This is a genomic window from Paenibacillus sp. FW507-14B1B (assembly GCF_058781425.1).
This window is the reverse complement of sequence record NZ_JBYSWS010000005.1, coordinates 26,988-40,337: the sequence shown is the minus strand read 5'-3', so window position 1 is coordinate 40,337 and position 13,350 is coordinate 26,988. Positions and strand designations below refer to the sequence as shown.

The window sequence follows — 13,350 nt, the reverse complement described above, 5'->3', positions numbered from 1 at the left end:
GAATTACTTGAAATGAAAGTTACGAAATCAGAGTTTGTTATCAGTGCTGTAGGTCCCGATCAGTACCCTATAGACGCCTTGCCAGAGGTTGCTCTGGCAGGGCGCTCCAACGTAGGTAAATCTTCACTTATTAATAGGATGCTGACTCGGAAGAACCTAGCCCGGACAAGCTCAACCCCAGGTAAAACACAGCAACTTAACTACTACCGTGCGAATGACGACCTATACCTAGTCGATTTTCCTGGATATGGTTATGCCAAGGTCTCCAAAACACAGCGTGCGGCATTTGGAGAAATGATCGAGAAATACTTGTTAAATCGTGATGAGCTTAAGCTTGTGCTTCTGGTCGTGGATCTTCGTCATCCGCCTTCTAAAGACGATATCAGCATGTACGATTGGTTGCAGTATTATAATCGTGATGTTTGTGTTGTAGCTACGAAAGCTGACAAAATCCCGCGTAGCCGCTGGCAAAAACATATCAAGATTGTGAAGGAAACACTAGGCTTTAAGCCACATCATTCCATGGTCATGTTTTCATCTGAAACTGGATTGGGTAAAGATGAATTATGGAGTATTATTGAGTCTTATATAAATTATGGTGAAATGGACGAAGCGTCTAGCGAGGACGTGAAGGAGTCTTTTCTAGGAGAGCAAGGGCAAGAATAATAGCTTGCCAACTGATTTGCTGTGCCTTCACTTTTCATCATATATCATAGAGATACGGTGTATTTTCTGTATGAAAGTGAGAATCCCTTTGAAATTGTTAGGGAAATTCCGTCTTAAACCGTTTTTTTATGAAATTTGCTGAATAATCTCAATCGGCTGACAGGAAATATCCTTGTGGCCTGCGGTATAATGGACATAAGGATCGTTAAAAGAATTGAGGAGATTTTTATGGCTCATAGGTTAGCCACAGAATATGTTAATGCCACCATGCAAATGACGGACGTTCAAATGAATCAATTTCTGCAGAGTACTATTGCTTCCCAGATTAATTTCAGGGTTAAGGTAATGGACGGCGGAGGGCAGGAGATTGTGCTCGAAGACGAAAGCGGGGAAGAAGTTCATTTGCCTTTTGAACGCAAAGATGGCTTTTATGTCTGTGAGCTGTCCTGCCGATTAGTGACCTCGGAGCTGACCAACGCTGTGCGTAAGCTTTTTTCAGCTTACAAAGGTTCAGGAAAGGTAAATCGGATTTATCGTGGATTCATTATGAGCTACGACTATCATGAAGGTGCAGTGAAACGAATTGCACAACTAGCGGAGGACGCTTGTAGTCTGGTGTATGAATACAAGAATACAACAGGGGAATTGCAGCGCCTTTTCAACAGCAATGAAACAGAGAGAGAGATCGAGTCTATTCAACGGAATATTAACGATCTTTTGGATCAACGTATTACTACTGTTTCACCTTGCATAATTGAGCGTATTGATGAGCAGCTAAGATACTATAATCAGCGATTATTCGTTCTAGAGGCTTAAGAAATCACACTAAATTACGAAAGCTTCCCGATTTTATCGGGGGCTTTTTTTGTTTTGGTTGAAATGGTGTAAAAACATGAAACAACCTACAAAAACAACTTGTCTACCATGAACAAACCTTTATTTGTCTTCATATGCTGATCTGTAAAATAAATATGATCATTTTTCAAAAATGTATTGCATTTCGATCATATTGATGTTATTTTTAATCTCGTTGAAAACAATATAGGAACCAGGATTCACTCAGGACATGTAATGTTGCGAGAGATTATTCCCTCGGGAAGTGAATGACGTAGGTCCTAGCGGATGAAATTTTTCAAACATTTTATTCCTAGGAAGGGGGAAACCGGAAGATGGAATACTCAACTTTCGGAAGACACGTTGCTGTTGATACTTGGGGAGTCGATTTTGAACTACTGAACAGTGCTGAATATTTACAAGCTCAGATGGTGGAAGCCGCTGAAGCATGTGGAGCAACGGTAATGTCCGTGCAGTCCAAGCAATTTGAACCACAAGGTGCAACGGTACTTGTACTGCTGTCGGAAAGCCATCTCTCTATTCATACTTATCCTGAGAGAGGTTTTGCTGCGATTGACTGTTATACCTGCGGGGAGACGGTGGATCCGCAATTGGCTATTGATTACCTGGTATCCGTTCTAAAACCGGAAAAATGCTACGCGAAAAAGCTCGTGCGCGGTTTAGGCGAAATGAGCGTAGAAACGCCCGAAATGAAGCAGGCTGAATTGGTGTAATTCATTAAGCCTCCAAAATGTGTATACTGATAACCATGGATTTTTCCATGGTTATTTATTTTATGTGATAGATTTCTAAAGAACATGACCATTCATAAACATTTCATAAAATAGACAAGGTTTTTCGACATACTATGATATAATTATCATGGTTAAAACAGTCGTTTATATTGTAATGAATTAGTGAATTATATGGATACAGAAAGCTTTAATAACCAATAGGCAGGTGAACAAGAAATGCACATCGTCGTTGTTGGGTTGAATTATCGCACGGCGCCTGTAGAAGTCAGAGAACGGTTTACGTTTGCGGAGCAAGATCTACCAGAGGCGTTGGAATTGTTGAAATCAACCAAGAGCGTATTGGAGGGCGTCATTGTCGCTACCTGCAACCGTACTGAGATTTACGTAGTTGTCGACCGACTCTCTATGTGCGGCTACTTTATCCGTGGTTTTATGGAGCAGTGGTTTAACATCAAGCGTGAAGAATTCACTCAGCATCTATATATATATGAAGATGAGCAGGCGATTTCCCATTTATTCAAAGTAACCTGTGGTCTTGATTCCATGGTTATTGGGGAGACGCAGATTTTAGGACAGGTTCGTAATGCTTTTCTTGAATCACAAAAACAAAAGGCGACAGGTACTTGGTTCAACATGCTATTTAAGCAGGCTGTAACACTTGGCAAACGAGCTCATTCGGAGACTTCTATCGGAGAGAGTGCCGTTTCTGTTAGCTATGCTGCTGTTGAATTAGGAAAAAGAATATTCGGAACATTTAGTGATAAGAAAGTGCTTATACTCGGTGCTGGCAAGATGAGTGAGCTCACCGTTAAGCACTTATATGCGAATGGTGCGGCTGAAGTTATTGTGGCTAACCGAACAATAGCTCGTGCCGAAGAGCTTGCTCGTAAGTTCAAGGGAACACCAAGTGGTATGCATGAAGCACTGGATCGATTGCACGAAGTAGATATTATAATTAGCTCTACTGGTGCGAATGAATATGTACTTAACCCGTTGCTCGTGAAGAAAAGTATGAAGAAGCGGCCCTCACGTCCATTGTTTATGATCGATATTGCTGTACCACGTGATATTGACCCTGCAGTAGGAGAAGTATCGAATGTGTTCCTTTATGATATTGATGATCTCGAAGGAATTGTGGAGAGCAATATGGAGATGCGGCGCGCGGAAGCAGCCAAGATTGAAGTGATGATCAAAGAGGAAATGGATGCCTTTCATCAGTGGTTAAAGACGTTAGGTGTTAGACCCGCTATTCGCGCGTTGCAGGATAAATCCAATGCGATACATGAGGATACCCTTGAAAGTTTATTTAACAAGTTACCTGAACTGGATGAACGCCAGCGTAAGGTTATCCGTCGTCTCACCAAAAGTATCGTGAATCAGATGATGCATGATCCGATCAACCGGATCAAAGAAATGACTGGCGAAAAGCATGGCGGAGAAGCACTGGATTATTTCACACAAATCTTTGCTTTGGAGAACGTGATGGAAGAAAACGAACGAAGAGCAGATCGTAAAGCTCTGAATAACGTTAACCCAGCCGAGGTTGAATCTTTGGTGAAATTGGCGGATCAACCTGATGAGCAGAAACAGGCCCGGATTCCACTGGCCCCTGCAGTTTTTTAAGGTGGGTGAAGTTATTACATGTCGTTGAACCTAATTTATGATATTGGCATTTGTATCTATGCCCTGAGCCTACTGTTTTTTATCTCGGATTGTGTTTCTCGCAATCGGGCAGCGAAGCGGATAGGCACAGGGCTTCTTGTTGTTGCTGCGTTGTTTCAAGGAGGAGTTATAGGATTACGAGTCGCAGAGACGAGAACGATCCCTGTGTTTACCTCTTTTGACTTCTTACTGCTGTGTTCGTTCGGTGTTACGCTCACATCTCTAGTCGTCATACTTATGAAACGAACTGAATTTGCACCTTTGCTTATGAACACCATTGGCTTTTGTGTTATGTTCCTTAATCGATTCTGGATAACGACGGGATATAATACTTTGGAGAGCTGGCAGACTGTCCATGGCATGCTTATTCTGCATATTGCCCTTGCAAGTATTAGCTTTACTGCATTAACCGTTGGTGCGGTCTTTGCGGCCATGTATATGTTTCTACATCGTAAACTGAAGCACAAGAAATGGAATGATATTGTTCGGAGACTGCCTAGTCTTGAAATTTTAGATAAATACTCCTACATTGCATTACTAATGGGAACGCCGGTTTTAATCTTGTCATTGATAGTTGCTGTGTTATCGATTGCTACGGAAGGACGCTGGACTCTTTTGGCTGACTTAAAGGTGCTATCCACTACGGTAGCTCTTGGTGTTTATATCTATTATTTTGTGCGCCGACGTATTCAGAAGCAATCCGGTTATGATACAGCCATATGGGCTATCGTTGGTTTTGTATTTATTGTTGTGAACTTCCTGTTAAACGCATGGTCTGGCTTTCACAGTTGGTCAGGAGTGTGATGAGATGAATTCATATGTTCCAGTTATGCTCAAATGCGAGGGACGGAACTGCTTGGTTATAGGTGGAGGGGCAGTTGCAGAGAGAAAGGTGGAGTCGCTCCTTGCTGCAGGTGCCTCGATTCATATCATTAGCCCATCTCTAAGTAGCAGACTTTATGATTTAGCTTTGTCTAAGGTGATTCAATGGACGGCTAAGAATTATGAAGATGGAGACTTGAATTCTGCTTTTCTAGTTCATGCAGCAACGAATGATCCGAAAGTGAATGAGGCAGTCGCTTTAGAAGCCAATAGACTGGGGATTTTGGTCAATGTGGCTAGCAGAGGAGAATCAGGTACATTTATTAATCCTGCTGTCATTAGACGTGGAAGGTTGACTGTTGCAGTATCTACGTCAGGAGCAGGTCCCCTTGCAGTCAAAGAGATATGCAGTCATTTGGATGAGCAACTTGATGATGGGGTTGAGCCGTATCTGGATTTTTTATATACCATGCGTACGGCGGTCAAGGAACGAGTTCGCACCTCACCTGCTAGACAAAAGCTTTTGCGAAAAATACATGAAATCGATATACTACAGGACATAAAGCAGGGGAGTTACATCCCGTGGAGTCCGGAACAGATCCAGCTATGGATTAGTCACAATCAGGAGGATTAAAAATGCGTACAATTGTGGTTGGTAGTAGACAAAGCGCACTTGCGCTTACTCAGACGGGGCAGGTTATTGATGATTTGAAGCGTTTGGCTCGTGATCATGGCATGGCGTTCAATTTTGAAGTTAAGAAGATTGTGACCAAGGGGGATCGCATCCTGGATGTTACCTTGTCTAAGGTTGGCGGCAAGGGATTGTTCGTTAAAGAGATAGAACAGGCGATGCTTGATGGTGAGATTGATATGGCTGTTCATAGTATGAAGGACATGCCTTCTGTGTTGCCTGAAGGTTTAACAACAGGGGCTGTTCCTCGGCGGAAAGATCCTCGGGATTGTCTAATCTCTTTGGAATCTGACAGCTTGGATAGTCTGCCGCACGGGGCTAAAGTAGGGACTAGTAGTTTGCGTCGCTCCAGCCAATTGAAGGCATATCGCCCAGATCTGCAGATAGAATGGATTCGTGGAAATATTGACTCAAGACTTCGTAAATTAGAAAATGGTGAGTTTCAGGCGATCATTCTTGCAGCTGCTGGTCTTCAGCGTATGGGCTGGAAAGATCGAATAACCTCCTATTTATCGACTGAGGTTTGTCTACCTGCTGTAGGTCAGGGAGCGCTCGGTATTGAATGCCGAGTAGAGGATGCAGAACTCTTGAAGTTATTATCCCTTTACAATGATGAGGATACATCACGCACGGTAGCTGCTGAGCGCAAATATTTGAGTGAACTAAATGGTGGATGTCAGGTGCCAATTGGGGCATATGCAGTACTGACCGAAGCACCTGCAGGTCATTCCCAAGAAGGTCAGAGTATGATTCAACTAACCGGTATGGTGGGTTCACCTGACGGTGAAATTGTATTGAAAGAAAGTGCTCTAGGCACGGACCCTGAGGCTTTAGGTATAGAGGTTTCCGATAAACTAAAAGCCATGGGAGCGGAGCAGATTCTGGCACAAGTAAGGGGATGATCGGATGACGGGCAAGGTTTACTTGGTTGGAGCGGGCCCTGGTGACGCTCGGCTTATTACGATTAAGGGTAAGGAATGTATCGAAAAAGCAGACGCTATTGTATATGACCGTCTGGCATCTCCTCGTTTCCTTCAGTGGGTGAAGCCGGGGACTAAGAAGGTGTATGTTGGTAAACTTCCAGACAGGCATACGATGAAGCAGGAAGAAATTAATCAGTTGCTTGTTGATCTTGCACTAGAAGGTAAGACAGTTGTCAGATTAAAGGGTGGAGACCCTACAATTTTTGGCAGAGTAGGGGAAGAAGCTGAGCTGCTATATAGAAATGGTATTGAGTTCGAGATTGTTCCAGGCATAACCTCCTCCATCAGTGTTCCTGCTTATGCGGGTATTCCAGTGACACATCGTGACCTTGCCTCTTCACTGTCGATCATTACAGGGCATGAGAGTCCAGATAAGCTGGATCGAATGATTCAATGGGATAAGGTGACCCATGCTACAGGTACACTCATCTTTATGATGGGTGTGGCCAAAATAGGATATATCAGTCAGCAACTAATCTCACATGGACGATCACCACAAACCCCAGTCGCTCTGGTAAGATGGGGGACCCGTGCAGAGCAAGATACAATCGTCGGGACACTTGCTGATATTGAAGAAATTGTAAAAACGACAGGTTTTCAGGCCCCGGCCGTTATCGTCGTAGGCGACGTTGTTCGGCAACGCGAACATCTGAAATGGGCAGAGAAGCTTCCGTTGTTCGGAAAGCGGATCCTTGTGACTAGAGCTCGAAGTCAGGCGAGTACACTTGTGAGCCGGATTGAGGAACTGGGCGGTGAACCTTACGAATTTCCGGTGATAGAGACCGTGAAACCGACCTCGAAACAGATGGTTGATCAGCTTCATCAATCGTTTGAGAGACTGAATCAATATGACTGGGTGTTCTTTACGAGTGTTAACGGAGTTGACTTCTTTTTCAGGCATTTAAATGAATTAGGCAAGGATATCCGTGCACTAGCGGGTGCGAGAATCGCAGCGGTTGGTCCCGCTACAGCAAATGCACTGCGTGAACGAGGAATTGTTCCAGAGGTACTGAGGGAACGCTATCAAGCGGAAGGGCTCATTGAAGCATTTGGATCAGAGCTGAAGGCTGGTCAGCAAGTCTTACTTCCCAGAGGAGACCTTGGTCGGAGTTGGTTGCCAGAGGAACTGAACCGAATGGGGCTACAGGTAACAGATGTTAAGATTTATGAGACCATCTCTTGTGCTGAAGATGATCATGAATTGTGTAAGCTATTTGATGAGGGTGGAATCCATGCCGTTACCTTTACTAGCTCCTCGACAGTAACAAATCTCATTCGGGCGCTCGAACGAATGGGAGGGGATGCATTGCTCCAGCGCCTTCGCGAATGTACGATTGCTTGCATCGGGCCACTAACGGCAGATACGGCAAGAGAGGCTGGGCTAAATGTATCGCTTATGGCCCAAGAAGCGACAATAGAAAGTCTAGTTGAAGTGTTATGTGAGTGGAATAAAGACGAACCACGTCGCCATAGGAAATGAGTTATAGTGGACATTATTTTATATTCATTACTTTTACAGCTAAAGTATTTCAACAAGATATCGTTTGACCTGGAGGGATAAACATGAGTTTTGCGATTGTACGTCATCGTCGTTTGCGCCAAAGTGCCGGTATTCGAAGCATGGTACGGGAGACTGTACTGAATGTTGAAGATCTGGTACAGCCGATTTTTGTAGCTTATGGAACAGGTGTAAAGAATGAGATTTCATCCATGCCAGGTGTATACCACTTTTCTCTGGATACGCTTAAAGCCGAAGTGGATGAGATTGCTGCGCTTGGTATACCTGCAGTACTCCTCTTTGGTATTCCAGAAACGAAAGATAGTGTTGGATCATCCGGATTCGCAGATGATGGAATCGTTCAAGAAGCAACACGTCTTATCAAGGAATGGTATCCGGATCTGTTAGTCATAGCTGATACTTGCTTATGTGAGTTTACGGATCATGGACATTGCGGTATGGTGCATACCTTTGAGCGGGACGGTCATGTTCATGGAGATGTCATGAATGACGAGTCGCTTGAACTGTTGGCGCGCACAGCTGTTTCTCAGGCAAGAGCTGGTGCAGATATTATTGCTCCATCGAATATGATGGATGGTTTCGTGCAGGCAATTCGCACCGCTTTAGATCAAGCTGGATATGAGCATATTCCGATTATGTCTTATTCGGTTAAGTATGCTTCTGCTTTCTACGGTCCATTTCGTGAAGCAGCTGACTCTGCTCCGCAATTCGGAGACCGTAAGACGTATCAAATGGACCCTGCAAATGTGCGCGAAGCACTTCGTGAAGCAGAAAGTGATGTGCTTGAGGGCGCTGATATGCTCATGGTTAAACCGGCGCTTGCTTATCTGGACGTTGTAAGATTGCTAAGAGATCAATTTGATTTGCCGTTAGTAGCTTATAACGTGAGTGGCGAATATTCGATGGTTAAAGCTGCTGCTCAGCAAGGCTGGATTAATGAACAGGCAATCGTAATGGAGATGCTGACAAGCATGAAGCGGGCTGGTGCAGATATTATCATTACGTATTTCTCCAAGGATGCAGCAAGCTGGATTCGTAATCGTTAATTAATAGTTTTGTCTTATGGGACAGATAGGAGTGTCAACAATGAGCCAAGGTATTCGTAAGGAAGAAGCTTCACGTGTCGCCTTTGAAGAGGCAAAACAGTATATTCCAGGCGGTGTTAATAGTCCGGTAAGGGCTTTTAAATCGGTAGGATTGACACCAATCTATATGGAGCGCGGTGAAGGAAGCCGGGTGTTTGATATCGATGGCAACAGCTTTCTAGACTATGTCGGATCCTGGGGACCGCTCATTATGGGTCATGCACATCCGGAGGTCGTTGAGGCATTACGGGACACGGCCACTAGAGGTACAAGCTTTGGAGCTCCAACTTTATTAGAAACAGAAATGGCCAAGCTGGTATGTGAGCGTGTACCATCCATTGAGATTGTTCGGATGGTGAACTCCGGAACGGAAGCAACGATGAGTGCAATTCGTCTGGCTCGAGGTTATACGGGGCGAAGCAAAATTATTAAGTTCGAAGGCTCTTACCACGGGCATGCGGATAGCTTGCTGATCAAGGCGGGTTCTGGTATTGCTACACTTGGGTTGCCTGACAGTCCCGGTGTACCAGAAGCTGTAGCAACGAATACGATTGCGGTTCCATATAATGACCTAGAATCTGTACAGCTTGCATTTGAACGTTTTGGTAGCGAGATCGCTGCAGTTATTGTAGAGCCTGTAGCTGGAAATATGGGCGTTGTTCCTCCGCAAGACGGGTTTCTAGAAGGACTTCGTAAAGTTACAACGGACCATGGAAGCTTACTTATTTTTGATGAGGTTATGACTGGATTCCGTGTAGATCTGAACTGTGCACAAGGGCGTTTTGGAGTTACCCCGGATTTGACTTGCCTTGGCAAAGTAATCGGTGGAGGTCTTCCAGTCGGTGCTTACGGTGGTAAACGCGAGATTATGGATCAGATTGCTCCTGCGGGTCCGATATATCAGGCTGGAACACTAAGTGGTAATCCTCTGGCTATGGCGGCAGGCTATACTACACTGAGACTGCTGACTCCTGCAATCTACGACCAATTGGAACAGCGAGGGGCTCAGCTTCAAGCTGGACTAGAGCGAAACGCTCGAGAATTCGGAGTACCGCTCTCTATTAATCGTGTTGGGTCGATGGTGTGTCCGTTCTTTACAGACCAGAAGGTCGTCAATTTTGAAACAGCGAAGACTAGCGACTTGGATTTATTCCGTCGTTATTTTGCAGCGATGATTCAAGAGGGGATTAGTGTTCCACCATCCCAGTTCGAAGGAATGTTCATCTCGGCTGCACATACGGAGGAAGACATTGAAGCGACAATTGAAGCGAACTACAATGCCTTCAAAAGTCTATGAGCTATCAAGGAAACTGGGTTCGCCGTGGTGAATGGCTGGAGATGACACCCGGCAAGGTGTTGACGAGTCAATCCGATCGAGAGGAAGCGACAATGAAGTGGCTTCTTGAACAGGTTGGTATGCCGGAGAAGCTACTTAGAAAGCTACAACACAGTGATGGTATTCAGTGGAGAGGTGATCGACTTCGTTTGGCATTATTTCCGCCACGAGAGGCGGGGATTGAGCCGATGTGGAGCGATATTGAGATTTTGTACGAGGATGATTTCTGTCTTGTAGTGAACAAGCCTGCGGGTATGGCTGTCCATCCGGATGACCGTAGTAATGAGATTACACTGAACCATGCTGTTGCAGCCTATTATGAAGCCTCCGGAGTGGAAGCGGCTGTTCGTCATATTCATCGACTCGATAAAGACACAACTGGACCGGTACTGTATGCCAAGAATGAATATGCTCAGCTCAAACTGGATGAAGCTATGCGACAAAAAGAGATTGTTCGGATCTATGCAGCCCTGGTTCAGGGACGCGTGTCACCAGACCTTAAGGTTATTGATCTACCTATCGGTAAAGACAGGCATCACGGACAGCGCCGCAGAGTGTCATTAACTGGTCAGACCGCCATTACACGTATCCTTGAAGCTGAGGTATATAGGGAGTCCAGTTTGTTGTACCTGAGCTTGGAGACGGGAAGGACACATCAGATTCGCGTTCATTTGAGTCATATGGGACATGCAATACTCGGGGATTCGCTGTATGGGGGATATTCGGTTAGCTTTGGCCGACAGGCTCTGCACGGAGCGAAGCTTAGCTTTTCCCATCCGTTCACTGGCGAAGTCACCGAGGTCGTTGCACCTTGGCCAGATGATCTTCTTCAGCTGAAGGAAGAACAGGCGAGTAAGCTTTTTCGGAAATAGAGACCGTTTTTAAACGGTCTTTTTTCTTTTTCTAGAAAATTGAAACCTTCATTTTGTATATGATGCCTGTAAAAAAGTCATGCTCCCCCAATTTCGGCATATAGATAAGTTGAGTAACAAAAATGGGGCTCATGCCGCGGAATAGTCCGCGGATAGTATATGCCGAAAGGAGGACATTCCCGTGTTCGACCAGTCCTACGGATTACGGTTTGATATTTATGAACGCATTATTTTATCAGAAGATCTGCCGGGAATTGAAGAGCTGGAAGAGGTTGAATTAATTCCTCATATTCAGGTGATCAGTCAGGAGGAACAGGCGACTCTTCGCGGTCATCTGCTCTTAGCAGGTCTGTATAAAGGCGACAGCGAAGCGGGCGAGTCCGAACCATTGGAGCATTGGATACCAGTTGAAATTACGGTTCCTATGAACAGAGTATCTTCGCTGGATGAAATTGCCGTGGAAATCGAAAATTTTGATGTTGACTTGTTGTCTACCCGAAGTTTGAATATCACCGGGGTTCTCTCGTTGAAAGGTATTCAAGCTGCTGTTCAAGGAACGAATGACCTTTCTTGGAACGATGAAGAAATTACGGTGGTACATGCTCCTGAAACATATCCTGAACAACCCTTTGGTTATGATGGGGGAAATCGTCAGCAAGTGGATGATCCAGCAGCCAATCCTCCGGCATATCCATCCTATCCATTCGTGCAAGGTCAGGATGTGTATGCTCAAGAGCAGATTTCGGGTTCTCATGGAGAAACGTCAATTAACGAGCGGTATGATGATTCCCAAACAGGGCAATATCAAGAGAATCCTGATTCTGGGTTTCAGTCTGAGTACGATAATCATGTGAAGTTCGCTAAGTTAGAAAGTGCTGATAACGCCCCAAGAGAGCAGTTACATAGAGAGCAGGAATCGGAGCTGTTCATAACCGCTCAACCTGTAGAACAACCTGTGTCAGATCCTGTAGCTGCGCCACAGCCACAAAGTATAACGGATTCAAACCCTAATGTCTGGAACTTTGAACGCGTTGAAAAAGCAGATATTAGTGGGTATCCAGGTATCGCGGAAGAGCGAGTTGAAGACACTGAACAGCCTATAGTGCATGATGAGACAGGGGCGATATCCGAAGAGAAACTGGATAATACCGGTGTTCAAGAAACGGCATTTATTTCAGAAGATACTTCAGATCAGGAGGAACCTCCTTCAAAGCCAGAACTTAAAGTTGCTTTCAGCACGAAGAACAGCACTGTAGACAGTACGTCAGGCGTTGGTTTTTCATCACTGTTGAGTTCAAGCCGAACTGTTCAGGAGCAGCAAGAGATTGCAGCGCGTGATGTAGAGGAACCGATTGCTGAATCGGCGGAGCAGCTTACAGTTGAGGATGTTCAGTGGAAGTCTCTGTTTCTTGGGAGCCGGCAGGAAGAGAAACCATTTCGTAAAGTTCGATTATGTATTGTACAGCGCGAAGAGACGATTGAGGTAATTGCTGAGAGATATCAATTGAGTCCTAGGGAGTTATTACTTTATAACCGTATGTCAGAACAAAGCGTTGAAGAAGGCCAGGTTCTTTATATTCCTTGATTTTTCTTAGAAAACGTTCGATAACGGAAATAAGCAGGCAGGTCGCTTAAGGGTTACCCTTGAGCGGCCTATTTGCTTTTTTTAGTGCTTTGTGGTGATATATTGACTATCCACCCAGAGCAAGTTATAGTTGACTATAGTCAACTTAAACATATTGGAATACAATATGGTAATACTGTATATAGCATTTGCAAATTACAAACAACTGTGAACGGGAAGAGTAGGAAGAAATGGCCTTCAGAGAGCGGAATTGCAGCGCTGAGAGATTCCGCAGGAACCAATCTTGCGAAAAGTCGCCCCGGAGTTGCTTGCTTGAACTTCAGTTCATGATAATCATGAACGAAGATAGAGCATGCCGGCTGCAGCCGTTACCTGTGTAAAGTGTCGCAACACTTGGAGTTGTCTGGATTAAAGGCATTCTAGAACGAAGTGGTGCGAAACAAAGGTGGTACCGCGAGAGAACAACAGTCTTTCGTCCTTTGAGGACGAAAGGCTTTTTTTGTTTCTAATGAAAAAGTTCCAAGTAGTGCAAACGGCTAA

Annotated in this window: 12 protein-coding genes and 1 other annotated feature; all 12 genes read left to right on the top strand. The window is 44.7% G+C overall.

Annotation, left to right across the window (positions count from 1 at the left end):
* The first annotated feature begins 12 nt into the window (after nt 1-12).
* Entirely contained in the window at nt 13-666 is a 654-nt protein-coding gene (gene yihA / locus AC3WJJ_RS21390; protein WP_492543663.1) for a ribosome biogenesis GTP-binding protein YihA/YsxC, read from the top strand.
* 228 nt (nt 667-894) lie between these two features.
* Nucleotides 895-1,482 (top strand): non-ribosomal peptide synthetase module, encoded by a 588-nt coding sequence (locus AC3WJJ_RS21385; protein WP_492543662.1) that lies wholly within the window; start codon nt 895-897, stop codon nt 1,480-1,482.
* A 353-nt stretch (nt 1,483-1,835) separates the two neighbouring features.
* Nucleotides 1,836-2,234 (top strand): adenosylmethionine decarboxylase, encoded by a 399-nt coding sequence (gene speD / locus AC3WJJ_RS21380; RefSeq protein ID WP_422660148.1) that lies wholly within the window; start codon nt 1,836-1,838, stop codon nt 2,232-2,234.
* Nucleotides 2,235-2,471: 237 nt separating this feature from the next.
* Entirely contained in the window at nt 2,472-3,878 is a 1,407-nt protein-coding gene (hemA, locus tag AC3WJJ_RS21375) for a glutamyl-tRNA reductase (RefSeq protein ID WP_492543661.1), read from the top strand.
* Nucleotides 3,879-3,896: 18 nt separating this feature from the next.
* The gene (ccsA, locus tag AC3WJJ_RS21370) at nt 3,897-4,721 is read left to right on the top strand and encodes a cytochrome c biogenesis protein CcsA (RefSeq protein ID WP_492543660.1); all 825 of its coding nucleotides are present in this window, start codon (nt 3,897-3,899) and stop codon (nt 4,719-4,721) included.
* 4 nt (nt 4,722-4,725) lie between these two features.
* Nucleotides 4,726-5,373 (top strand): precorrin-2 dehydrogenase/sirohydrochlorin ferrochelatase family protein, encoded by a 648-nt coding sequence (locus AC3WJJ_RS21365; protein WP_492543659.1) that lies wholly within the window; start codon nt 4,726-4,728, stop codon nt 5,371-5,373.
* Nucleotides 5,374-5,375: 2 nt separating this feature from the next.
* Nucleotides 5,376-6,332 (top strand): hydroxymethylbilane synthase, encoded by a 957-nt coding sequence (gene hemC, locus AC3WJJ_RS21360; protein WP_492543658.1) that lies wholly within the window; start codon nt 5,376-5,378, stop codon nt 6,330-6,332.
* 4 nt (nt 6,333-6,336) lie between these two features.
* A complete protein-coding gene (cobA, locus tag AC3WJJ_RS21355) occupies nt 6,337-7,893 on the top strand; it encodes a uroporphyrinogen-III C-methyltransferase (protein ID WP_492543657.1) in 1,557 nt (518 codons plus the stop codon).
* Nucleotides 7,894-7,976: 83 nt separating this feature from the next.
* Nucleotides 7,977-8,978 carry a porphobilinogen synthase gene (gene hemB, locus AC3WJJ_RS21350; protein ID WP_492543656.1) on the top strand — a complete coding sequence of 334 codons (1,002 nt, stop codon included), beginning with the start codon at nt 7,977-7,979 and terminating at the stop codon, nt 8,976-8,978.
* Between the two features lie 40 nt (nt 8,979-9,018).
* Nucleotides 9,019-10,314: a glutamate-1-semialdehyde 2,1-aminomutase gene (gene hemL / locus AC3WJJ_RS21345; RefSeq protein WP_492543655.1), complete on the top strand. Its 1,296-nt coding sequence runs from the start codon at nt 9,019-9,021 to the stop codon at nt 10,312-10,314.
* Nucleotides 10,311-11,225: an RluA family pseudouridine synthase gene (locus AC3WJJ_RS21340; RefSeq protein WP_492543654.1), complete on the top strand. Its 915-nt coding sequence runs from the start codon at nt 10,311-10,313 to the stop codon at nt 11,223-11,225. The genes hemL and AC3WJJ_RS21340 overlap by 4 nt, the downstream gene beginning before the upstream one ends.
* Before the next feature lie 181 nt (nt 11,226-11,406).
* Entirely contained in the window at nt 11,407-12,810 is a 1,404-nt protein-coding gene (locus tag AC3WJJ_RS21335) for a LysM peptidoglycan-binding domain-containing protein (protein ID WP_492543653.1), read from the top strand.
* A gap of 198 nt (nt 12,811-13,008) precedes the next feature.
* Nucleotides 13,009-13,293, top strand: a binding site (T-box leader).
* Nucleotides 13,294-13,350 lie beyond the last annotated feature (57 nt).